At 46.1% G+C, this 23,624-nt stretch carries 22 protein-coding genes; 17 read left to right on the top strand and 5 right to left on the bottom strand.

Going from position 1 to position 23,624, the window contains the following annotated elements; genetic code table 11:
* Nucleotides 1-130: 130 nt before the first annotated feature.
* The 5 genes from HMPREF1222_RS03725 (at nucleotide 131) to HMPREF1222_RS03705 (ending at nucleotide 5,307) form a co-directional block, all read left to right on the top strand.
* Nucleotides 131-820 (top strand): MotA/TolQ/ExbB proton channel family protein, encoded by a 690-nt coding sequence (locus HMPREF1222_RS03725; protein WP_016518268.1) that lies wholly within the window; start codon nucleotides 131-133, stop codon nucleotides 818-820.
* Nucleotides 807-1,208 carry an ExbD/TolR family protein gene (locus HMPREF1222_RS03720; protein WP_016518267.1) on the top strand — a complete coding sequence of 134 codons (402 nt, stop codon included), beginning with the start codon at nucleotides 807-809 and terminating at the stop codon, nucleotides 1,206-1,208. The genes HMPREF1222_RS03725 and HMPREF1222_RS03720 overlap by 14 nt, the downstream gene beginning before the upstream one ends.
* A complete protein-coding gene (locus HMPREF1222_RS03715) occupies nucleotides 1,189-1,854 on the top strand; it encodes a TonB family protein (protein WP_016518266.1) in 666 nt (221 codons plus the stop codon). Before HMPREF1222_RS03720 ends, HMPREF1222_RS03715 begins: the two co-directional genes overlap by 20 nt.
* Before the next feature lie 28 nt (nucleotides 1,855-1,882).
* On the top strand, nucleotides 1,883-2,551 hold the full coding sequence (locus tag HMPREF1222_RS03710) for a hypothetical protein (RefSeq protein ID WP_016518265.1): 669 nt from the start codon (nucleotides 1,883-1,885) through the stop codon (nucleotides 2,549-2,551).
* 107 nt (nucleotides 2,552-2,658) lie between these two features.
* Complete coding sequence (locus HMPREF1222_RS03705) at nucleotides 2,659-5,307, top strand: cadherin-like beta sandwich domain-containing protein (protein ID WP_016518264.1); 2,649 nt, start codon at nucleotides 2,659-2,661, stop codon at nucleotides 5,305-5,307.
* Between the two features lie 124 nt (nucleotides 5,308-5,431).
* Here the strand turns inward: HMPREF1222_RS03705 and HMPREF1222_RS13390 are convergent, their stop codons facing one another.
* The 5 genes from HMPREF1222_RS13390 to HMPREF1222_RS03685 form a co-directional block, all read right to left on the bottom strand.
* Nucleotides 5,432-5,602 carry a type II toxin-antitoxin system HicA family toxin gene (locus HMPREF1222_RS13390; RefSeq protein ID WP_196799915.1) on the bottom strand — a complete coding sequence of 57 codons (171 nt, stop codon included), beginning with the start codon at nucleotides 5,600-5,602 and terminating at the stop codon, nucleotides 5,432-5,434.
* Nucleotides 5,603-5,764: 162 nt separating this feature from the next.
* Nucleotides 5,765-7,633 carry a dentilisin complex serine proteinase subunit PrtP gene (prtP, locus tag HMPREF1222_RS03700; protein WP_016518263.1) on the bottom strand — a complete coding sequence of 623 codons (1,869 nt, stop codon included), beginning with the start codon at nucleotides 7,631-7,633 and terminating at the stop codon, nucleotides 5,765-5,767.
* 15 nt (nucleotides 7,634-7,648) lie between these two features.
* A complete protein-coding gene (gene prcA, locus HMPREF1222_RS03695; protein ID WP_016518262.1) occupies nucleotides 7,649-9,532 on the bottom strand; it encodes a dentilisin complex subunit PrcA in 1,884 nt (627 codons plus the stop codon).
* Nucleotides 9,533-9,652: 120 nt separating this feature from the next.
* Nucleotides 9,653-10,912 (bottom strand): hypothetical protein, encoded by a 1,260-nt coding sequence (locus HMPREF1222_RS03690; RefSeq protein ID WP_016518261.1) that lies wholly within the window; start codon nucleotides 10,910-10,912, stop codon nucleotides 9,653-9,655.
* Between the two features lie 13 nt (nucleotides 10,913-10,925).
* Nucleotides 10,926-13,061 carry a TonB-dependent receptor plug domain-containing protein gene (locus HMPREF1222_RS03685; protein ID WP_016518260.1) on the bottom strand — a complete coding sequence of 712 codons (2,136 nt, stop codon included), beginning with the start codon at nucleotides 13,059-13,061 and terminating at the stop codon, nucleotides 10,926-10,928.
* A gap of 249 nt (nucleotides 13,062-13,310) precedes the next feature.
* Here HMPREF1222_RS03685 and HMPREF1222_RS03680 point away from each other — a divergent pair, with 249 nt between their 5' ends.
* From HMPREF1222_RS03680 to HMPREF1222_RS03625, 12 genes are all read left to right on the top strand, one after another.
* Nucleotides 13,311-14,264: a D-2-hydroxyacid dehydrogenase gene (locus HMPREF1222_RS03680; protein WP_016518259.1), complete on the top strand. Its 954-nt coding sequence runs from the start codon at nucleotides 13,311-13,313 to the stop codon at nucleotides 14,262-14,264.
* Between the two features lie 145 nt (nucleotides 14,265-14,409).
* The gene (locus tag HMPREF1222_RS03675) at nucleotides 14,410-14,910 is read left to right on the top strand and encodes a hypothetical protein (protein ID WP_016518258.1); all 501 of its coding nucleotides are present in this window, start codon (nucleotides 14,410-14,412) and stop codon (nucleotides 14,908-14,910) included.
* Complete coding sequence (locus HMPREF1222_RS03670) at nucleotides 14,907-15,188, top strand: hypothetical protein (RefSeq protein ID WP_006189886.1); 282 nt, start codon at nucleotides 14,907-14,909, stop codon at nucleotides 15,186-15,188. The genes HMPREF1222_RS03675 and HMPREF1222_RS03670 overlap by 4 nt, the downstream gene beginning before the upstream one ends.
* Nucleotides 15,170-15,637 carry a protein-export chaperone SecB gene (locus HMPREF1222_RS03665; protein WP_016518257.1) on the top strand — a complete coding sequence of 156 codons (468 nt, stop codon included), beginning with the start codon at nucleotides 15,170-15,172 and terminating at the stop codon, nucleotides 15,635-15,637. The genes HMPREF1222_RS03670 and HMPREF1222_RS03665 overlap by 19 nt, the downstream gene beginning before the upstream one ends.
* 241 nt (nucleotides 15,638-15,878) lie before the next feature.
* Nucleotides 15,879-16,817 carry an FtsH protease activity modulator HflK gene (hflK, locus tag HMPREF1222_RS03660; protein ID WP_016518256.1) on the top strand — a complete coding sequence of 313 codons (939 nt, stop codon included), beginning with the start codon at nucleotides 15,879-15,881 and terminating at the stop codon, nucleotides 16,815-16,817.
* Entirely contained in the window at nucleotides 16,814-17,803 is a 990-nt protein-coding gene (hflC, locus tag HMPREF1222_RS03655) for a protease modulator HflC (protein ID WP_016518255.1), read from the top strand. The genes hflK and hflC overlap by 4 nt, the downstream gene beginning before the upstream one ends.
* Before the next feature lie 97 nt (nucleotides 17,804-17,900).
* Nucleotides 17,901-18,524 (top strand): periplasmic-type flagellar collar protein FlbB, encoded by a 624-nt coding sequence (locus HMPREF1222_RS03650; RefSeq protein WP_016518254.1) that lies wholly within the window; start codon nucleotides 17,901-17,903, stop codon nucleotides 18,522-18,524.
* Between the two features lie 12 nt (nucleotides 18,525-18,536).
* Nucleotides 18,537-20,006, top strand: a complete 1,470-nt coding sequence (locus HMPREF1222_RS03645) for an MBOAT family O-acyltransferase (RefSeq protein WP_016518253.1) — start codon at nucleotides 18,537-18,539, stop codon at nucleotides 20,004-20,006.
* Nucleotides 20,007-20,023: 17 nt separating this feature from the next.
* Nucleotides 20,024-21,256: an SGNH/GDSL hydrolase family protein gene (locus tag HMPREF1222_RS03640; protein WP_016518252.1), complete on the top strand. Its 1,233-nt coding sequence runs from the start codon at nucleotides 20,024-20,026 to the stop codon at nucleotides 21,254-21,256.
* A 32-nt stretch (nucleotides 21,257-21,288) separates the two neighbouring features.
* On the top strand, nucleotides 21,289-22,179 hold the full coding sequence (locus HMPREF1222_RS03635; protein ID WP_016518251.1) for an acyl-[acyl-carrier-protein] thioesterase: 891 nt from the start codon (nucleotides 21,289-21,291) through the stop codon (nucleotides 22,177-22,179).
* Nucleotides 22,160-23,023 (top strand): 16S rRNA (adenine(1518)-N(6)/adenine(1519)-N(6))-dimethyltransferase RsmA, encoded by an 864-nt coding sequence (gene rsmA / locus HMPREF1222_RS03630; RefSeq protein WP_016518250.1) that lies wholly within the window; start codon nucleotides 22,160-22,162, stop codon nucleotides 23,021-23,023. Before HMPREF1222_RS03635 ends, rsmA begins: the two co-directional genes overlap by 20 nt.
* Nucleotides 23,016-23,624 carry a hypothetical protein gene (locus HMPREF1222_RS03625; RefSeq protein ID WP_016518249.1) on the top strand — a complete coding sequence of 203 codons (609 nt, stop codon included), beginning with the start codon at nucleotides 23,016-23,018 and terminating at the stop codon, nucleotides 23,622-23,624. Before rsmA ends, HMPREF1222_RS03625 begins: the two co-directional genes overlap by 8 nt.

The following is a 23,624-nucleotide window of genomic DNA, read 5'->3' as shown; positions in this document are numbered from 1 at the left end:
GTTAGGTCAAGGGCCGCCGATTTTCCGTTTTTTTGAAGAAAATTTTCTTGACAAATGAAATATTTTTCAGTAATATTGCGCCCATTGAAAATAAGTAATCCCCTGGTTACATTAAGGGGCGGGATCAATCGTGGACGGACTATTTTATTTTATCGATTTAATGCAAAAAGGCAAAACAGTAAATTATGTTATTTTACTGCTCTATATTATCGCGCTTGCTGCAGCGGCAGAGCGGCTTGTATATTATATAACGACACGGTATAAACGGAAAATTTTTTATGCTGTTCTAAAAGAATGCGAAACCGCTTTTTTAAATAAAAAAGAACTTCCGGCAGATATCTTTAAAAGGAAAGAATTGCATAACTCATGCATTGAAAGTGTCGGTGAGGTCTTTTTTGAGTATCGATTTGCCCAAGCGGGAATGCTTGAGGAAGCCTTTGAGCGTACCGTACAGGGGTTGATAGCCGTGCAGGAACGCGGGTTTATTTTGCTTTCGCGTATTGCAGCCATTGCCCCGCTGCTTGGATTGCTGGGAACCGTTACCGGCTTGATGGCTGCATTCCAAAAAATTGCGGCTTTAGGCGGCAGTGTGGATATTGCAGTGCTATCGGGCGGTATTTGGGAAGCAATGATTACAACCGCAACCGGATTGGTAACCGCAATTTTTTCTTTTGCCGTATATGAATTGTTCGATTGGGTAAGTACGCGGAGAGTTCGCGATATGGAACAGCTGATTTCCGTATTGAACGAATTTCATGCGACGCACGTGAGTTCCAATCTGCCGTCCGGGGGCGCGGAGAACTGTAATGAAACGGTTTAAACCGGAGCGCCGGAAGGCTGAAATTAATATTACGTCATTGATTGATGTCGTTTTTATTCTGCTCATCTTTTTTATGATCGGCTCTACTTTTGAAAAACCGGTAATGAAAGTCGCCCTGCCGGAAGCCGAATCCGGTGCTCCGGTCCGCGAAAAAAATATAGAGATTATCGTAAATAAAGATGGGGAAGTATATATCGGTATGCAGCGCTATGATTTAGCCGAATTGGAAACATTTCTAAAAAAACGAACGGCGGAAAATCCCAATGCGGCGGCATTTCTATCCTGTGATAAAGATTTAGCGTTTAAACAATTTGTTGCGGTTATGGATGTGTTGAACAAGAGCGGCATACGGAATGCGGCGGTAAAACATGATTATCCGCAAAACTAACGGTATTGCCTCCGTTGCAGTTTTTGCGGCTGCTGCTGTTTTGCATTTTATCGTTATATCCGCCGCATTTTTACACTTTTCGTTTGATATGCCGGCGCCGGGACAAACTCAATTTGTAATGCAGAGTCCCCCGCTGCCTGCACCGGCAGCCCCCCGCGCACCGCAAAAGCAGCAGGTACGGAAACCTGCGGAAAAAAAACAGACGCCGGCGCCGGAAAAAATAGCAACCCCGCAGGAAATTCAAGAAGAACAACCTGAACCGGCTGCGGAAACGGAAGCCGCCGAGCTCGATTCGGCTGCGGCCGCATCGGAGACTGCGCAGGAAGAATTTGCTGCCGGTACAGCCGGTCAAGGCGGTCTTTCTGTTGCTGATGCAAGGGCTATTATTCTGCAGCGGATAGCGGCAAAAAAGATATACCCCAAGGCCGCACGCAAACATAATCAGGAGGGTACCGTTACCCTGAGCGTTCTTGTGCTCGGTTCGGGGCAGCTTGTCAGAGCGGATATTATCAGCCCCTGTCCCTATAAGTTCTTAAATGAGGCGGCACTTGCAAGCGTCCGCGCCGCAGCTCCGTTTCCGTTGGGAGATTCCGCGCCGGAACAAATTGAGCTGACGGTTACGCTGGAGTACCGGCTTGAAGGATAAGGAAAAAGAAAAATGAAGGAGTGGAATTATGAAACAAAAATTCCGGTTTTTTAAGCGCTTTCAGGCTAAGGCCTATGCAGGAGGAATCCTTGCTGTGTTCGCTCTCTTAGCGCTTGTTGTTGGGCTTTCGGCATGCGGCATGGGAAATACCCCTAATCGTACCGACCAGTTTGAGCCGGATGAAGGAAAGCTGCCGCCTGCTGCGGAGCTGGAAGAGATTTCCGAAGCCGATGTCCTTGGAAGATACCAAGGTTCTACGTATGTACAAATGGACGGGAAGCAATATGGACCGTATACGGAAAAAATTAGACTCGGCAGGACATCTGTCGGTAATAATTTATTTTTTAGAGCCGAAAAAACGGTATATGAAAATATGCCGGTAGATATCGGCTATGAATTTGAAAAAACAGCCTTGTCCGATACTGAGTTTACTCTTACGCCTGCATCGGATGGAAAGTCTTTTTCGTTTGAGGGTAAAAACGGTTCCCTATCGTTTTATCCTAAACGCAGCGATGAGCCTCGTACTGTGCCTTCACAGACCTCCATTAAAGGTTTTATCTATAAAAAAGACGGGAAAGTATATATCCATTTCCATGTTGAATACGATACGGTAGCAACACGGAAGACATTTCCTACAATACCTGAAGGCTCGCATAATTCGATGTCGTCGGCAATGAATGCAGGAGTAAAACAATAGCGGAAGCATACCGAAAGGATGCTCTGCGTATTCGTATACCGCCTTATGGCGGAATTAATCTTTTAATCGTTCCGTTTCCGGACAACGGAATGGAACAAGGAGTTTATATGAAAAGTTTACAAAAGTATTTTTGTACTATTTTTCTTTTTTTAACTATTATTATTATCGCCGGTTGTAATCCCAATGTCGGTACTTCCGGCAACGGATCGGCAACCATAACCGCAGGATTTGCCGTGACGGATGCGGAAGGTAATGCATGCAGCCTTACCGATGACGGCACCGCACACAGCGCAACGGTAAAGACCGATAAGGCGACACTTACTGTAACCGTTCGACCGTTTAATGCGGAGGTGTTGATAGACGGTGAAAACACAAAACAAAAAGAATTGACATTTTCCACGCATGGAGAAAGCAAAACGGTTACTGTCGTTATTAGCTATAACGATGCTAAACAAACCCATTCCCTAACGCTCCGGTATTATAAAGGTGCACTGAATAAAATCACCGTTACCGACAATAATGGTAACGAAGCTCGGGTAAGTTATTCAGGCAATGCCGGCTATGTTGCAAGTGTGGGAACGAAAAAAGCAAAAGTGCAGGTGGAAACATTTGATACTGCAGACACCGTAAAAATCGACGGTGCTGAAACAAAAACGGTAGATGTAGACTTCGGCGATAAGGAAACAGAAAAAACACTAACGGTGCAAGTTATACATAACGGTGTTGAAGAACAGGAGAAGATAACTATTCATTACCTCGATCCTGCACTTACCCCGAAAGATCCCGTACTTACCGGCATTACGGTAAAAAATGCGGATGATGAAAGCCAAGTGTTTGCGCTTTCACCGCGCTTTCAGAAATACAACTCTTCCTATACGATTGCGGTTCCGGCAACCGTCAATAGAATAAAAGTAGAGGCTTCGGCAGATACCGGTATTAATCCGACAATTGTGGACGGGGAAATACATGCGCTGCAGGAAGGCAATAATGTAATAAAAGTAACGACAGTGCAAGCAGATAATTCTACCAATACCTATGAATATACGCTAACCGTAAGAAAAGCGCCAGCCAACGCTTCTTCCGACGCTACACTCGGTTCATTGACATTGGAAAGTAAATTTGGAGGAATTCCGCAAACGTTCATCGATGCAGCCGCTGCATTCAATCCGGCAACGGATACCTATACGTGCACAATGAATGCGTATTGCAATGAGTTTTATATTACTGCAACACCCGGTGAAGCAAATGCTGCCATGACTGTTTCTGCAAATGGCGGTGCTTCTCTTCTTTTAGAGTCCGGTAAAAGCACAAAGTTTACACCGTTAAAAGCCGGCGAGAACACTTTTGTTATTACCGTTACTGCGGCAAACGCACTTACCACGAAAACCTATACCGTTAAAGCGAATAGACCAGCAGGCAGCTTTGTCCTTGCAACGTTCAGCGGTACCGGTTTAAACGATTTTTATAAAGAATGGTTGGACGAGTATAAAGAAAAAGGAAAGATTGGTTCTAAAAACTTTGACGCGACGGTGTCTAAAGATCTTCCCAGCACAACGATAACCGCAGCACCGGAATTTCCCGTCACTACCAAGATGAAAATTAAAATCAATCAAGATGCCGCAAAGGACTTTAACGGCTCGGAAACAATCGATTTAACAAAGGAGATGCTGACGTCACCGGGGTATGTCCGCGTGCAGATAATCCTTCTGTCAGATGTATTGGTAGTTGACGAATACTCTCCGAATGTCTATACGTTGTGGATAAAAAAAGTAGATACGGCTGCTGAAAATAAAAATTCGCTGACTAATCTCGAAGTTCAGTATTACGGAAACGGCTATAAATTTTATGAAATTAGATTGAACGAAACATTTGTATCTACAAAAACGGATTATACGGTAACGTTGCCCTTCGGTGTTACGGAAATTAGAGTAACGGCGACACCGGAAAGTCAAAAAGCGTACATTGACGGTTGGCGGGGAAGTCTGACAAACGCTTTTTTTGCACCGTTTGATAAAGAAATAAAAATTCCGGTTATTGCGCAAAATGGTGATAGAAAAGAATATACTATTAAACCTACATCGCTGCCCGCAACAACGATAAAAATCGAGAATATTGTGGAAGGACAAACGATCGATCTGAGCAATTTACCGTCAGAAGGGTTAACGGTAACCGGTTCATTTACCAATCCTTCCGGCTACGTTTCTGATATATGGGTAGGTTCTTCCGGCTTACCTATTCAAATGGAAAAAGGAGGAAAATGGGTACAGGCAGAGTTAACCGGATCGACTACATTTAAAGCCGTTTTACCTTTAGATGCATTAAAAGAGCTTCCGAACGGACTCAGAGACATAAAGGCCGGAGCCTTCAATATTCAAGGGCTTGCTGTCGGCGTAACACGTGTACCGGTTACCATAACGGGAAATACGGTACTTACTGCGACCGTTAAGGTAACAATTAAGTCGGAGTTTACCATTCCTGCGAACGCAACGATGAGTATTGTTGCAGTTGATGACGAGTGGTGGGTTAAACAAGAGGATGTAGTCTTTGTAAGCAATGAACTTCCGGTGAGCGGAATAAGCTTCCCGACGGATATACCGCTGTGCGGCATACCGATAGGACGTAAGTGCAGAATAGACGTATACATACATGAGAAAATATTCGGTAAGGATACTCTTCTGTATTACGATACGGTAACTGATTTTGAAACGGCAGCATCTGGAAATAATTGCACAATTAATTTAAAAGCTGCACAGTAAGCCGATTGATTAAAAATAAATAAAACACAAAACAAAAGCCCGCTGCATAGCAGCGGGCTTTTGTTTTGTAGGTAGAGGATGATGAGGGCAAACACTTGTTGCAAGCCGCACTACAGTGCCAGATCTAATTTTTTGCACAATATGGCAGACAAAAGCCCTTTTTTGATGTCCTTATCGTGTGTACTGGGATAATTTCAGTTTTTCCGCCTTTTGTAATTTTGTGGTGGCTGTCTTTCACCGATATTAATTCCCAACCGTCCTTTAATAATAATTTTAAAAGGTCTTTGCCTTTCATATCTATATGATATAATACGTATGACACGTGTTGTCAATAGATGAAAACGGGGATGTCCCAAAAGTTGGTTACTTTCAGGACATCCCCGTTCCCTTATATAACTTTCAGAGGCTTTTGGCCGGAACAGTTTATAATTTTTAATTACACTGATTTTAAAGTTTTTTACAATAAAAATGTATAGTCGATATCGGAATCGTTTGTAGCGGTAATGATGTATGTTTTGTATGTGCCGGCATCGTTAACGCCTATTTCATACTCAAGACCGGTGCGCAAGCCGTAAAAACGGACAATTCCGTTAGTTTCGTCGGTAAGGCCGACCGCTGCACAAATACCCGTTGCCTTTTCGTACAGCCATACCGGAGTCTTTTTTTGGGCAGCCCCTGCTTTCTTCAGTGTTATCATTACCGCCTTTTCACTGTATACGCTTCCTTCGGCAGGGATGTTGCTTCCGGTAACTAATGCTTCCGTCGCTTTTAGTACATTTACCCGCCCATAGCCGTACCATTTTGAAAAACCGCGCGAATCATATTGTCCGTAGGGTGAGCCCCGATCTATCTTATCGGCGGTATTTTCAAGAAGTGCCTTAATCTGGTATGGGCTGAGATCGGGATTAATCGATAAAAGATAGGTAACTACGCCCGTTACAAACGGGGTTGCCATCGATGTTCCGCTCATCCATCTGTAGCTTGATTTTACATCGGGTGAATGAGAATTCGCCCAGTTCTGTCCGCCGTTGCCGCAGCTGTAAATGCTTTCTCCGGGGGCGCACACGCTCATCCAAGTTCCGCCGTTACTGAATGCAGCGCGCGTGTCATCCATCGTAGTGGCTCCTACGGCTAGAATTCCCTGCAGTGCTGCCGGATATTCGGCAAGCGTTTTTCCGTCGTTACCCATGGCGATAACCGGTAATACCCCCGCTGCCAATGCTTTATTCATCATCTCCACCTCGTATGGGTGTCCTGCAGGACCTCCAAGCGATAAATTAACGGGAACCGTTTTTTGTCTCAGCTGAGGATAATTGATGACATCCGGCGGTAACCCCGCAAAAACTGCGGAATTGCGCGAGCCGGGCTCTTTACGCAGCTCGGTAATTATTTCGGCGAGGTCTCCGAGGCACGAATAGGTTGCATAGGTATCTCCTCCCGATGCATCCAAGCCGCGGTATGTGATAAGTTTGGTGTTCGCGTGGGAAACGCCGCAAATTCCTATACCGTTATTTCCGACGGCTGCGATGGTTCCCGAACAGTGGGTTCCGTGGCCGTGGTTATCCCAGTTTTCATCGAGCGATATGGGTATGGGGTTAGTATATTGTGTAACGTCTCCTCTATGCAGCGAAGATTTCGCATAAAGAATAATGGATTTGTTATTTTTATCATAAAAATCTTCGTGCAAGCTGTTTACGCCGGTGTCGATAATGGCTGCAAGTACCGGATATTTCGCATCATAGCGTTTAAACGCTTCAAGGGCGCCGGTTGCGGTTAAACCCCAATCGGCAAGGGCTGCTTTGGGGTCGTTATCAAGATTGCCGTCAGCTGTACCCAAAGTCCCTTTGCCGGCTGCTCCGCGGTTCCTAACCGGCGGGCGGGCAGTGTTATCAACCATTGCCGCAGGCGCGTCATAGTGATAGTCGGGCTGTGCATAGAGTACTCCTTCAAGCGTACGCACTGCCGTACGGAACTGTGCGGCGTCGGATTCGGTTTTTATTAAGAAGTACAGGTATCCGTCGTGTAAGTCTTGGGTTGCGGCAACGCTGCCGTTTAAGGCCGTAAAACTATCCGGATTAAAGGAGTCCACGGTCTTGACGATCGAGTATCCTTCCCGAACAACAGTACCTTTATCGTGCCGCTCCTGTTGGCTGATAATCCATTTGGAATTGAACACTGTGTTGGAATCCGCTGTGCCATGCACACTACCTGTTCCGTCTGATTTTGCACTGTTATTGACAAAGCCCATAGCACAGCCTGCAAACACTGCGGCAAGTGCTGACGTTATAAAAAATAGCGTAAAACGGAATTTTTTTTGTTTGATCATAAATCTCATCCCTCTTTATTCGTCTATTACTTTAAAATAACACTGTCCGTTTAAACTGCCCGGATATCTAAGATGGCTTACAAAGCTTTCGCTTGAACTGAGCGGTTCGGTAGGATAGGGAATCTCATGGCCTTCTATATCTTTACTCTGCCACACTGCTGTAAATTCTGCCGGTTCGTTATCAAGAATCTCTTTTGCATCTTTCCCCCAATCGAGAATGTCCCAGCTATAGGTATAGCCTGTTTTAAACGCTGCATCTCTGAATAACGGATGATTGAATCCGGCTGTTGTGAGGTATCGGGGCTTAATCGTTACGATGCCGTTGCTGTACGAAATAAAATCATCTTCTGTAGCATCTGCCGGGATATAGCCTCGTTCTTGTAATTCTGCAAAGGAGTATTCTTTCGGATTCCCCGATACGGCATATTGCAGTCCTAATCTCCTTCCGGCCGATCGTTTCAGGTACACGCTTATTTTTCCGGCAAATATTACATTTTCGCTTGAAGTTTTGTCGGTAACAAGTAATCCGAACATAAATGAATCAGCCAACCGGTTATCCCAGATAGCAGGATTGGTTATTCTAAAGGAAAAGCTGAGCTTATCCAGTTCCGACTTTTTTACAACGCCGTTATCCGCAGGGTTTATTAACTCTATGGTAGAGGCCGGTAGCAGCCGTGCAGTTGCAGTAGGAGAAACGAGACGATGAGTTCCGTCGGTAAAAGGCTCTACTTTATATTCGTAGGTTACTCCTTCCTCAAGCGACGGGTCGGTATCGTAGCCGTTGTGAAATCCCATGTATGTGGAATACCGGGAGTCCTGTTCGCCTGTGTAATCGGCTGCGTATTGCTTGCGGCCTACGAGCGTCCATGCGGATTGTCCCTGTACGCGCCGGTATATATCAAAGCCTCTAATAGGTAAATCCTGCGATGCGAGATCTTTAATTTGAAACCACAGCAGCACTTCGTATGAAGTGCTTTCTCCGTTGTGGGGAGAAATACTGCGCGGCCGCAGTTCCGATTGCTGTTGCGTATTAAAAATCTTTAACGAGTGAGGGTAGCGGCGCATTTCAACTCTAAACTCTTGAATCGAAGCCCCTTCTATTGTTTTTAAAGCCGGTCGGCGTTCTTTAAACTGAATTGAATTGATATGCCGTTCTACACGGTTACCGGCAACATCATACGCGGTAATAATAAAATTGTTAAATTCATCGGGAAAAGAAATCTTTTGGAGTGCAAAGTTTGCAGTGCATTTCCAGCTTCCGTCCGCGTTGCGCTCGCAGTCCGGTGAAGCGGAGGCAATGTTGTTGTAGAAGGAAGGCGCCGTTCCGACTCCGATGGCACAGCCGAAGTTTGTGTCGGTCGACCTCGCTTGAATCGCCCGCGAAGGTGCTTTGAATACGATTTGCAGCTTCATTGTTTGACCGGCTGCCCCCGCCCAGACGCCGCCGTCCTCGAACGACTTGCCGTTTAGTGTAACGGATTGGATTGACGGTGCTTCGGGGCGTGCGCCTTTTTGAATCATGCGCTGAATCATCGTAACGGTTTGTATATCCGCACTTCTAATCCAATAGTTTTCAATGGCGGAAGCTGCACGCCCGTTTTCCGTTCCGCCCAAACTGAAATCATACCGTTCATTTTTTTGAAGGGAGAGCTGGGCTGTCCCATTGATAACCTGCACTTGGCTATACAATGAACGCTCCGTATCGACCTTATATACGGTAAGCGCGGCCGGTTCCGTAATGGGAACCCCTCCTACCGAATCCAGTACGTTAACGATAACAGTGGCTTGATTTTTGCGTGTTTGTCCGTTAGGGCAAGCCGCAAACAGACAGACAAGTGTACCGATACAGCATAATGCTGCCGCGCTCTTAAACAAAGAATAACAGTGTAATTTTCTCATAATTTCTCCATATATATTTTGAAAATATGTAATATCGTTTATGGAATATTATTTTTTTCGGCTATACGGTTACGGCGATACTTTTAATAGTTGATACTAGGTTCTTTTATAGGCGCCCTATTACGGGGTTACCGCATAGCGGAAGGTTACACAAAATTTTTCACCGTTTGAGCCGTAAAAGGTTCCCGGCCGGAATTTAGCGTAATGGGTTTGGGAAGCCGTCTCCCATTTAAAAATGTATGTTATGCGCGATAAATAAAAAGTCGGCGGCATGCTTAAGCCGTAGTACCACGCTTTCCGGCGCTTTTCGGAATTATCGTTTAGAGAATTGGCAAATCCCTTGCCGACTCCGTCGATTTGCTTGGCAAAATACGTCGAATCGGGAATTGCCGTTACTTCGGGGAAGTCCCATCCGTAAAGAGCCGCTGTTTCTACACCGGCAGGTGAGTTGGTAAGAATGGACGACGTACTGACAATACCGTCCGTTCCCAATAGTTCCCCCATTTCTTTGGCGTATACATTGGTTCGTATAAAGAGGAGCTGCCATTCGTTTTTTTGGGGGATGCCGTCATGGTCTTTATCAAGTATCCGTGCCGAATCGGTACCAAGCTTAATGTAGTTAAAGCTGTAATCGCCGTTTATGTTTCCGGTTAGCGTATACTCCGCTCTAAAGCCGGTTACGGTTTTAGGCTTTGTTTCCGAAGACTCTGCTTGTGAAAGTTCCGCCGGTTTAACGTGCAGCGTGAAGGAAGCTCCGACAGCCGGCGTTATACCGTCAAACCAAATTTCATATACTTTTGCCGTATCGTCGGTTTTACCGGTTCTTAATAAATAATGTTTTCCGGTTTCTAGCGCCGTATAAAACGGATTTGCAACCGGTGCATCCGTATCGGGGTCGTTTTGGAAGGGAGAAAGTTCCTGCTCTCCGTACTTAAACGATGCCTGCTGAATTTTATTCAAGAGCTGCCCCGCATAATCGGCAGATGTTTTGCCTGCTTTAAAGGGAAGCAAACGGGCATGTTCACCGTAATCCCCGGAATTTGTTACCGCATATATTGCTTTGGGTGCCGAAGCCGTTGAACCGGTTGGGATGTTATCGGGTGTATCTCCTACAACAATGGCGATATCCCAGGCATCGCTGTCTACCGTTTTCTGTATGCCGGTATTAAAATCGAAAAAAATCATCCGGTTGTGATTATCGTAATCGACATTTACCGTCGGGAACGGCCGTTTCGGCTCAGCCGGAAGCTTTACGGATGTAAAGGTATAGGTATCTTTCTTTATCGCATTATCTTGAGTTTTTACCACTACCGGCGTGCATCCGCTTATTAAGCCGAATAACAACAGCATCGGCAGTGTTATCAATATATGTCGTTTCATCATCATTCCTCGCTTATTGCTGTACGCCGGGCATCATCGGCATCGTTCCTTCGGACGGCATCGGCATATTTACGGTAGGAGTTTCCGTTTCTTGTACAGGCGCCTGTCCTTTTTTAGAAGGAGCGGCATCGTATTTAATTCCGACACCGAAGTATCCTACAATTCCTTCCTGCAAACCGTAGAAGTCTTTCATTGAGCGCCCGTCGGTTCCCTTCATAAAGCTGATGTTGTTCAGTACATTTTTTATACCGGCGTATACTTCGATACGGTCGCTCCAGAACTTTTGGCTGATGTGCAGGTTGAGCAGCAGCTTATCAGGGCTCGCAATATAGTTTTCATCAGTCAATTTCAGCTTATCGGCTGCCCTGATGTCATATCCGCTGCGGATATTTTGCGGCGCATCCCAACTCAAGCCTACTGTTATCCGTGTCAGCCAGACCGGAATAATGCCGGTAATGTTGAACTTAATCTGATGAGGTACAAAATAGGCGCCGTGATAATACCGATTATTTTGAGGATCGTAATTGTACATACCGGCAATGGTGTATGTCAGCGACGTTTCTATCCATTTCCATTGGTATTGAACGGAAAAATCTCCGCCGGTTGTCATAACACGGTCGATATTCCGATATTGGCGGATACCGGTAACCCTATGGAGAACGCCGTTCGCATCGGGAAATGTGCCTGTCCGTTTATCGGTTTCAACTGCGAATATCAGGTTATTTACATAGTTAAAGTAACCGCTTATACCGAATGTCAGGCCTTTCACCGGTTTATATTCGATGGATGCATTAAAACCGTGAGAGTATTCCGGTTTGAGCGCCGGATTGCCTAATAACACAAAGTTCGCCGGTGCGGAATGGAAAAACAGCCAATATTTTTGCTGCAAGGTCGGAACTTTAAAGCCCATTCCATAAGAAAAGCGAATCGTGAGGGAATCCAGCGGGTCGTATCGTAAGGTGAATTTAGGGGTAAACTGGGCTAAAGTGCCTTCTCCTTTTTGTAGAGGCGGGGCAATATCAAAACGTAATCCGCTAATAAGCCGCAGTACGCCTTCTCCCTGCATATTCCATGTGTATTGGGTGAACAGTCCTAACAACACTGAATGTTTGGGCTTCGGAAACTCTCTGCCTTGCATCATCGCCCATTTTGCGTTTATACCTGCGAGTAATGAATGTGCGATGGAAAAATCAAAGTTAGCGTTAATCTCGTTTTCAAGTTCATGGAATACTGAATTCCGTCGGTTTGGAGTTCCCGATGCCGTATATATTTCATCAAAGATATGTTTGAAGTATTTGTAGCTTGAAAAAATATTGACCTGTGCCATTTCTCCGAATGTCAGCGAGCTTTTTATACCGGCTTCTCCCTTTTCGCTGATAAATCGGTTTGCAATATCTTCCGACTGATTCATATAACGGTTATGATTTGTATATACTCCGTACAGCTTTACCGGTCCGTACGTGGTATAAATGTCGGCTGTAAGTCTCCCGAATCCCATGCGTGTTTTGGGGAAAATAAAGGTATCTATTTGCCGTCCGAGCGGATCGGCATTGCGGGTTATCATACCGGGCATATTGTCAAATGAACCTATCCCCTGTATCCCGAACGCCTTATTTTTAAAGGAGAAGCCGGCCATACCGTAATAGTGCTTATGGATATCTATTTCCTGCTTTGTAATGACAGACCAATTTGTCCGGTTCTTTTTTGTAATAATATTGATAACGCCGCCCATCGCATCCGAACCGTATAAGGCGGACGACGCACCTTTTACAATTTCGATATGGTCTATGTCCGAAGCGGGAATAAGCGCAATAGGGGAAGCGCCGCCGACATCTCCGCCGACTGCTACCCCGTCGATCAGCACTTTGACGTAAGCGCCGCTGAAGCCTTGCATGGACACCCCTTCCATCGGATGTTCCGTTACGGTAACGCCGGGAATATTTTGCAGCACTTCCGCCGCATTTTTTGCGCCCATTTCGGCTATTTTTTCTTCGGCAACAACCGTTACTTTTTCAACCGACTCTTCGGCAACCTGTTCAATCTTGTTTCCGGTAACGACGATAACCGGGGGCTTTTCAGTTTCTTGCGCGGATAAAAGAACACTACAGCATACCATTGCTGCTATCATACATTTTTTATAGTATTTCATAATGTTTACCGTTCTCTATTTTTATTTTTAGCGGCACCCACTATATATAAATTAAAAAGATAAGTCAACGTTGACATTCATACTTTATGAAAATTTTTTACATTTTAAAGATTCGCGGGTATTGCTGAAAACCCGGTTGGATTTTTAGATGTCTTCAATAATAATTGAAAAAAAGGCATTTTTAATCTATAATTTTAACCTATAAAATCTATAATAAAAAAAAGCTTTATCACATGGAGGGAATTTGTTATGAAAGTTGTTGTATTGGATGGCTTCACGCTTAATCCGGGAGATCTGTCGTGGCGTATTTTACAGGATATTGCCGATATCACGATATATGACAAAACCGCGCCCGATGAGGTATATGAGCGGGTAAAAGACTGCGAGGCGGTCTTATCGAATAAAATTGTGTTTTCAAAAGATTTGATTGCACGCTTACCTAAGCTGCGGTATATCGGTGTGCTGGCAACCGGCTATAATGTTATCGACATAGAAGCTGCGCACACGGCCGGTATCACCGTAACGAACATCCCCAGCTACAGCACGGACAGCGTCGCACAGCTGGTATTTGCATTCATCTTACAGTTTTATTGGCATGTAAAAGAACACAGCGACGAGGTGCATAACGGCAAGTGGAGCCGCAGTGAGCATTTCTGCTATACCTCGTTTCCGACGTTTGAACTGACGGGGAAGACGCTCGGTATTATCGGGTTTGGGCACATCGGGCAAAGGGTTGCGGAAATTGCGCTTGTGATGGGAATGCGGGTACTCTACGTCAACCGTTCGCCTAAAACGGTACCTCAACTTGCTGCAGCAAAGCAGGTTGACATTGCAACCTTGCTTGCCGAATCCGACATTATCAGCTTGAATGCACCGCTTAACAGTGCAAGCGAAAAAATAATCGATGCCGCGGCGCTTTCGAAAGTAAAGCCGGGTGTGTTCATTATCAATACCGGCCGCGGACAGCTTATCGATGATGAAGCGGTTGCCGCCGCACTGAAAAAAGGCTCCATCGGCGGCTATGCGGCCGATGTTCTAAGCGTTGAACCGCCGCCTGCAAACCATCCGCTGTTCGGCTGTCCCAACTGCTTCATAACGCCGCACATTGCGTGGCAAACCCGCGAAGCGCGGACACGGCTGTTGCATATTGCCGCGGATAATTTAAAAAGCTTTCTTTCCGGCAAACCGCAGAATGTAGTATAAAAAGGTTATTATAAAATGGGCAAACGCATATAAATATTTTAAACGGTTGTGAGGGGGCGGGGTGGAAATAAAATACTTGAAATAATTTCAAGGAATATGATACTATTTGATATAGATTTAGAAAAGGGGAGAAATTGTCTGCAAAATGATAGGGTATCATGCTAATGACCGCAGTCGATGTTCTGAGTTTATCACTAATCGGAATTATCTTATAATTGATAGCAATGATACTGATTTTTTAGGCAAGGGAATGTATTTTTGGGAGCACGAATCTCGTGCCGAATGGTGGCTTACAGAAAAGCATAAAGAGAGTATTGTAAAAGCAGAGTTAAATTTGACGGACGTACTGGATTTAACGGATGACGAAAAACTTCAGTATATTTCAAGAATCGCAGATAAATTTAACTCTGTCATGCAACAAAAAGGTATAAAACCGGCACAGTTAGGCTTGAAACTAAATTATCTTTTTGAGACATGTAAAATATTATCCGATACCTACACAGGTATTAAAGCGCATCTGTATTACGAGAAAAAACCGGAAGCTGATTTGCTTTATGGTTCTAAATTGACGGGAAAATGCGTCGATGTATATACTGTACGGAACAATCCGCACTTAGTAACTAAGAGGCAATGGGTAAAACAATGAGAAGAGATGAAGAACTGAAAAAACTTGCGGAAGTATGCGATTTTTTCTGCACAATGACAAACGATGAATTCTTTGACTATTTTTATAAAAATTCTCCCTCATTCAAAAAAGATTTTGAGAACATAGTGTATAATACTATCTGTGATAGTCATAATTCGATAATCCTAAAATCAGATGCGAATTATTCTGCTTCGTATCAAAAAGAAGGAGACCTTATAAATACTAATACGTATACTCTTTTAAAAGAGGAGGAAATGCAGTGGATGACAGCAGCGTAAAATCAGGCTTCCAGTTTGATTCATATAAGCTTACCAACATAGAATTCTCTGTAGAGCCATCCCTTTTAACGCTTGCCGGTAAGCAGGATGACTATGAAGTTCAGTATGCTTTTTCTTTTAGAGATGCTTCAAAATATAAGAACGTTGCGGACAAGGTGTTATATGTGACGGGTATAAAAGTTCAAGTTTCTATAGTCTCCCGGAAAGATCGGCATGAAATGGCTAACGGATTATTTGAAATTACGGGCTTGTTCGTTGGCACGGGGGCTTTTACCCAAGAGCAAGAAGATGTTTTAGCACGAATACAGGGACCGACGATTTTATTTCCCTATGTAAGAGCTGTCATTTCTCAGACATTGTATAATGCAGGTTTTGCTGTTCCTATTATGCCGCTGATAAATGTTAGTGCAATGGCACATGATACAAAGATAAAAGTCATCGAAAGGTGATATAGTGTTAAAATAAGTCTCCGGTATTCATGAGAATAAGGGAGAGGTCTTGCCGAAGGTAAATCCCTTGGGCTCGCAGAAGGTTCCCACCGTAAAGCCCTCGAAACTGCACGTAACTTATACGCTATGAGGTTATCAACCGAAAAAATCGCACAAGCTACCGGTCTAACCGTACAAGAAATAGAAACAATTACCGGGAAACTCTAAATATTTTAAATGGTCTATTTGAAGAGGAGAACTTATGAAGCAATTAAAAAACGGACAGCTTGTTGCGATAGGTGCAGCGGTTGTGCTCGTCATATTGGCATTTTTCAGTTTTACCGTTGTTTCGACAACGGATAACGGGGTGGTAACTCGGCTTGGTAAGTACAACCGGACGCTACAGCCCGGGTTGCAGTTTATTATCCCGATTGTCGAACGGGTGTACCATATTCCTGTTACGACCGTTCAAAAAGAAGAGTTCGGTTTCCGTACTACGATGGCTTCCGACCGGAGTCAGTACCGGAACAATATCGTAAGCGAATCTTCTATGCTGACCGGTGACCTCAATATTATCAATGTTGAATGGACGGTGCAGTATCGCATTATCGACCCTAAGGCATGGCTGTTCAATGTTGAAGCGAGTGAGCGGATTAACACCGTCCGCGATGTGTCCACTGCGGCGATCAATAGTTTAATCGGCGATCGCGCTATTTTGGATATTATGGGATCGGAACGCGACTCAATTCAATTTTCCGCAAAGGAGATTATGAACGAAAAGTATAAGCAGCTGGGGCTCGGCATTGCGGTTTCGTCGGTGCAGCTGCAAAACGTTGTTCCGCCGGAAGACGTGCAGCAAGCCTTTGAGGACGTTAACATCGCCATTCAGGATATGAACAGGATGATTAACGAAGGCAAAGAAGCCTACAACAAGGAAATCCCCAAAGCGAAAGGCGATGCCGACCGGATGATTCAAGAAGCGCGCGGCTATGCGGCGGAACGGGTCAACAAGGCTGAAGGGGATGTTGCCCGATTTAATGCGGTGTATGTCGAATACAGCAAGGCGCCCGATATCACCAAGCGGCGGCTTTATCTTGAAACGCTCGATAAGATATTTGCAAATACCGACAAGGTAATCTTCATCGATAAAAATGTTAAAAACTTCTTACCGTTAAAAGATCTTTCGGGAGGCCGCGAATGAGTGCCAAGACTATAAAAAACATCAAATTGCTGCGGGGCGTTATCGCCGTGCTGGTTGTGTTTATCCTTGTGTTGTTGATACAACCGTTTTATGTTTTAAATGAGGGGCAGACGGCCATCATCACTCAGTTCGGCGAAATTATCAAAACGGAAACGGAGGCGGGGCTCCATTTTAAAATGCCGATTTTGCATCAGGTGCATCGGTATACCGCAAAACTGCTGCGCATCGACGGCGACCCTCAAAAAATCCTTACCAAAGAAAAGCAGTTTATCGAGGTGAATACGACCAGCCGTTGGCGTATTTCGGATATCCGCAAGTTTTATCAATCGCTCGTAACCTATGAAGGCGCGTATTCACGTCTCTCCGATATTATCGACTCGTCGGTACGGGATATTATCACCGTTAATAGTTTGGATGACGTTGTTCGTAGCACCAACAGTATTAACGAAATCGTCCATCAAGAGCAATTCGGATTGAATACGGACGAAGTGAAGCTGGAGGAGGTAACCGGTTCGGAAAAGGTGGTATATGCCGCTATCGAAAAAGGGCGCGATGTGCTCGCCGCCGAAATTTTAAAGAAGGCGAATATGCAACTGGAAGATTTCGGCATTGAGGTTATCGACGTTATTTTTAAAGAGATAAAATATTCTGATGAATTGCAGGTTTCGGTCTATAATAGAATGATTAAGGAACGGAATCAGATTGCACAAACGTTCCGTTCTACCGGTGAGGGAAAAAAGGCGGAATGGCTCGGTAAATTGGAAAACGAGAAAAAGAGTATTCTGTCAAAGGCGTATTCCGAGTCGGAGAAGATAAAGGGAATGGCAGATGCGCAGGCTACCGCAATCTATGCTGCATCGTACGGCAAGTCCCCTGAGTTTTATAGCTTTTGGAAGAGCCTTGAGGTATATCAAAATGCGCTTCCCGATACCGAGAAGATATTATCAACCGATATGGAATACTTTCAATATCTCTATAAACATTAACGAGCACTGATAGGGCGCTTTAAAAAAATGCTTTTTAGAGATGTCCTAATATTTGTTGAGATTTTTACCGATACTGAAATATGCAGGGAGGACTCCGGTGAGACGTAGAGGTTCTTTTGGACGAGTAATAGTATTGCTTTTATTGATTATTATATTGGTTTTCGGCGGACTTTTTTGGTTCAGCTATCTCGGCTTAATCAATGCACGGGGAGTTTTTTCACCGGTATACTCGTTGTTCGGATTAAAGACGCCTGCCGGTGTCGCTTCTCCGGCTGATGCGGATGCAGATTTAGATGCCGACCGGTATGCTAAACGGCTGATTGCGCTGGATGTCCGCTCGCAGGAGCTCGATAAAAAAGAAGCTGATGTTACCGCTCGCGAAAAAGAAGCGGCGCAGGTATCGCAGGAGCTTGATGATCGACTCTCTATTATAGAAGAAAAAGAAAAATCCTTTGAACAGAGGATGGCGGAACGGGATATGCGGGAAGCGAATATCGATCAGATTGCGCGGTATATCAACGGTATGCAGCCTGAGAAGGCGGTCGCCAACTTACTGCAAATGGATGATCAAGATATTATCGATGTACTGCGGGCAGTGGAAGCGATTGCCAAAAAGGCAAACAAAACGTCTTCCGTTGCATACTGGTTCTCGCTGATGCCGGCTAACCGCGCTGCCGATATTCAGCGTAAGATGGCAAACAAACCGGCAACGCTTCCTTAAATCCATTGAGCGATGCTGTTTCCGACACTCCGGTTCGCGCTCTTTTTTTTCGTTGTTTTTTTTCTGTACTGGTATGTATTCAGGCAGAAAAAACAACGGATTATTTTCCTTACGTGCGCAAGCTATTTTTTTTATGCCTGCTGGGATTGGCGCTTTTGCGTGTTGTTGTTCGGAGTGTCGGCGCTGTCCGGTCTTATCGGCTATTTGCTCGGAATCCAAAAAAACTATATTCCCCGTACCGTTACGATGGTGACCGGTACCGTACTGCACATTCTCTTTCTCGGATTTTTTAAATATTTTTACGATTTTACTTCCTTTTTAAACTACACGTTTTTTAACGGGCAGCTCCAAACGCCGCTGTTGCTGCAGCTGCAGGGGTACTCTCTATTATTGCCGGTGGGAATTTCGTACTATACATTCCGCTCGATGAGCTACATCTTCGATATTTATCTGTGCAAAATGCGGCCGGCAAAATCTTTTATCGAACTGCTGCTCTATATTTCGTTTTTTCCGCAACTGGCATCAGGCCCGATTGTGCAGGCGGAACCTTTTTTTACCGCCTTGCCGGATAACCTGACGCGGGATGCGGAGGCGGAAAAACCGATAGACTTTGACCGCAGCGTCTTGCTGATTGTATCGGGGCTGTATAAAAAAATGGTTTTGGCAACCTTTCTTTCCGTGCTTGCCGTCGATCCCGTATTTGCGAATCCGGCACAGTGCAATACCCTTGAACTGCTCGTTGGGCTTGTGTCATACACGTTTGTCATCTACTGCGACTTTTCCGGTTACAGCGATATGGCAATCGGCATCGGGCTTTTGCTCGGTTTTGAAGCGCCGCAGAACTTTAACCGGCCGTATCTGTCCCAATCGGTGAGTGAGTTTTGGCGGCGCTGGCATATCAGCTTTTCGTCGTGGCTGCGCGATTATGTGTACTTCTCCTTCGGCGGCTCACGCTACGGTTTAGTCCGCACGGTGATTGCGCTGGTCGGGACAATGCTCATCGCGGGGGTGTGGCACGGCGGCTCCATTCCCTTTGTGCTGTGGGGGCTGCTCCAGGGCATTGCCTGCGCCGCAGAGCGGGTTGTCGCCGTTCTTGGTAAAGAACGCCGCGCCGCCGCTATAAACACTGCTGCCGGCCGGAATCTTGCATTCAAACGGATGCTTCGGTTCGGCGGCGTTTTTGCGTTTATCAATATCAGCTGGCTTATTTTCCGTGCAAATACCGTGCGGGAAATTGCGCTCTACGTTACGTCGCTCAAAAATATCACGCAGCCGCTCCGCACGGTGCACTGGTTTGTCCTTGTACCGCTTGCCGCCGCCTTTTTGCTGCAAATACCGAGCGAGGAGACGCGCTGCACCTATTTTGCCCGCTATGTGCGGCTGCCGCTTGTTGTAAAGATTGCCGCCGTTGTGCTGTTTTTTATCGCCCTCAATATCGTGTCCACTTCCGGCGTCGCTCCGTTTATCTACTTCGGGTTTTAGAGGAGTATGTGCAGGCTATGATTGAAAACAATAAACAAGGCGAACCGACTGAACAAGCGCAGCACACACAACAAGAGCAACACAGGCAACAAGGGCAACATGATAAAAACGCAAACGGAGGACAGGAGCGGAACGGCCGGTACTCTCCCAATCAGTGTCTCTTTTTTGCGGCGGCGGCGCTTCTTGTGCTGATTCCGTTTTTAGGGCAACGGCTGGCGCATCCGGTGCAAGGCATTAAAAGCGCCTCCTTAAAAAATATTTATACGGCGCTTACCGCTCCGGCAGTTTCCGTTACCGAAGCTTCTCCCACCGCCGCCGTTATTCCCGTACTGAGGAATGCGTTTATACGGACTGCGGGGCTGCAGAACCGTGGCGAATGGGATACGTTTTTTTACCGCCAAGGAGTATACGACAGCGATGTTGCCGCTTATTATGCGGTAACCGGCGAGCAAGGGTATGCCGAATCGATGCCCGGTTTTTCTGACAATCTAAACGGCGGCGGTCTGTCTGCGGAATTGTTCGGTCATATTTCTAAAGAAACGCTCCGCGATGTTGCTCTACCGGTCGTTCATTCCGCGCAGACACCCTTGCGCTTATTCTTTTTCGGAGATTCCCAGATGCGCAGTATCGCCGCCGGTATGACCCGTGCGCTCGGCTCCGACACCTCTATCGTTATGCAAGAGCTGAGCGTTCCTTCTTCCGGTTTTCTCCGTTCCGATTATTATAACTGGCCGCAAAAACTGGAAGCGCTGCTTACCGCGCAAAAAGACGGAGAGCGTTTTGACGCGGCAGTGCTCTTTTTAGGTATGAACGATTATCAGGATATGTGGACAACCGACGGCATCATCCTAACGGCGGGTACGCCCGAATGGGAAGAAGTATACCGTAAAATGGTAAAAGCGCACCTCGACATCGTGCTTGCTTCCGTTCCGCGGCTCTACTGGCTCGGTTTACCGGTAGTGCGGAACGCCGCATATAACGAAAAAATACAATACTTAAATGCGGTGCATGCGTCCATCGCTGAAGAATACGATTCTAAAAAGCTGATAAAAATTTCGCTTAAAAGCTTTGTTGAGCAGTACGGAACGGGATACATCGGGGCTATCCGGCCGGAAGGTAAGGCGTGGATACCGTTGATGCAAAGCGACGGTATCCACTACACCATCGAAGGGGGCGAGTATTTAATGAAGGAGTTTATCCTCCGCCTGCACCGCGATTACGTGTTTGAAACACCAACTTTCTCTCATTGAACAACGGCCCAAAAGCGGTTACACTGATGCCCATGATACTCGACAATAAATACACGATTCCATATACGGTGCCTACTACCGCCATCGACGGGCAGTACCGCTGTACACCTCTTTCCTTTGCAGCCCTTTCGCAAGATTTGGCGGCTAATCATTATAGTTCTACCGGTATATTTATGCCGCAGCTGCAAAAAAAGGGATTAACGTGGGTTATCTCTAAGCAGCATTTTGAAATACATGAATATCCGCTCTGGCTCGATTGCCTGACATTACAAACATGGGCGCAGCCGCCGAAGGGGCTTTTTTGTTTTCGGGATTTTGCCTATTACTATGCCGAGGGCGGAAAGAAAGCTTCGTTATCTTCAGCTTTTGACGACTTCGATTCGGCAGAGCGGAAGGGTGAGGAATGGACGGTAGATTCGCTGCGGCAGCATGGAGCTCTGTGCGTGCGCGGCAGTACCTGCTGGCTTGTGCTGAATACGCAAACCAATCAGCCTGCCGTGCTTGACGAGACGATATTCGGTTCGCTGGGGTTTTGCGCAGATCATTTGGAAGGCCGTGTGTTTGCAAAGATTCCCTTGCCCGAATATTGGGACAGGGAAGAGCGGCTGCATCCGTCGCTTTTGGACATCGATATGAACGGTCATGTCAATAATCTCAATTATATCCGATGGGCGCTGTCGTTTATGGATGCGGACTTTTGCAGAGGAAAGCTGCTCCGTGTCCTCGATACCAATTTTTTAATTTCCGCACAATATGGGGACGAACTCTGCTGCCGCTGCTTTTACAGCGGAGAAAATGTATGTGTTCATTCTATTGTACGAACCTCCGACGGCAGCGAGGTGTTCCGCGCCCGTAGCGAATGGGCAGATGAACGGAAGATGGCACGGCCGCTTCAGGTTGAACATGAAACTTCCCGACTATAACGCTCCTTCCGCGCTTGCTGTCGTACTTGACGAACACGGGTTCGGAATGCAGAAAAAGTTCGGGCAAAACTTTTTAATTAACGCATATATACGGCAGGAACTCGTTTCCGCGCTCGGCCTTTCTGCCGGGAATAGCGTGTGGGAAGTGGGGCCGGGGCTCGGCTCGATGACGTCGCTGCTGTTGGAGACAGGCGCCGATGTAACCGTGTTCGAAATCGACCGCGGCTTCGTACAGCTTTTAACATCCTATTTCGGCTCCCATCAGTCATTTCATTTAATAGAAGGCGACGTGCTTAAAACATGGAAAGCGGAATACGATAGACAAGCGCCGGATGCTTTTTTCGGGAATCTGCCGTACAATATTGCGGCAAAACTTATCGCAGCGACAATCGAAGCCGAGTGTTTTTTTAACCGCATGGTAATAACCGTGCAAAAAGAGGTTGGTCTCCGGATGACCGCGGCTCCGGGCTCTGCAGATTATTCGTCGTTTTCGGTGCTGTGCCAATGGGCCTACGATGTAACGCCGATCCGCGATATTGCTCCCGCCGCGTTCTGGCCTAAGCCGAATGTCGAATCCCGTGCGCTTCGCTTTATAAAGAAACGATCGCCTCAGCCGGTACGCGATGCACGTCTTTTTTTAACCCTTGTCCGCGGCCTATTTGGAGCGCGGCGCAAAACGGTAAAAAATAATTTAAGCACGCTTCTTGCTGCAAGAGGAAAAAAGACGCCCCCTGCGGAAGCACTGCTGAAAGAGGCCTCAATCGATCCCGTTGACCGCGCGGAGTCTCTTACGGTCTATGATTTTATCCGATTATCCGATATAGTGGCGGGCTGTGATGAATAAACGATTGCGTTATATTGCGTTTTTTGTTCTGTGTATTATGGCTGCGGTGCAGATGCCGTTGGTTGCGGACGAAAAAAAAGAAGATCATACGCCGGTTCCCTATACAAAAGCAGAGTTTCCGCTTTGGCAGCGGGAGCTTAGACGGTTTGAAATACTGTCTTTCGGGGCGTTACCCTTTGTTACGCTGTTGTCTTTTTGGGGCTACGATATGATTCGTGCTGCACAGCATCCCAACGACCCCGCCTATTATCCGTGGCCGCTCAAACAGGCTGACAAAGCAGTTGCGCTTACCGAAAAAGAACAGCTTGGAGTGCTTCTCACCGCGGCTGGCATATCGGTAACCATCGCCTTAATCGATATAACATACCGCGCTATTAGGCGTTCTGTAGAAAAAAAACGCTTGGAACGGGAAAATGCTTTTGCGGAAGATCCTATTCAATTTACACTGATAACAGTACCGATTGAAGGTGATGCGCCGCCGATTTCTATCAATGATATGCTGTTTATCGGATTGAGCGGCGGGATTTCATCGCCGGTTAAAAATAGCACCGCACCGGAGCCGGTGCAGGTGCAGGATAGCGGCACTGCCGAAGCACGGTAG

This window comes from Treponema vincentii F0403, assembly GCF_000412995.1.
In the GTDB taxonomy this organism is placed as follows: Bacteria; Spirochaetota; Spirochaetia; order Treponematales; family Treponemataceae; genus Treponema; species Treponema vincentii.
The sequence above is the reverse complement of the archived record's forward strand: the minus strand, read 5'-3'. Positions and strand labels throughout refer to the sequence as shown.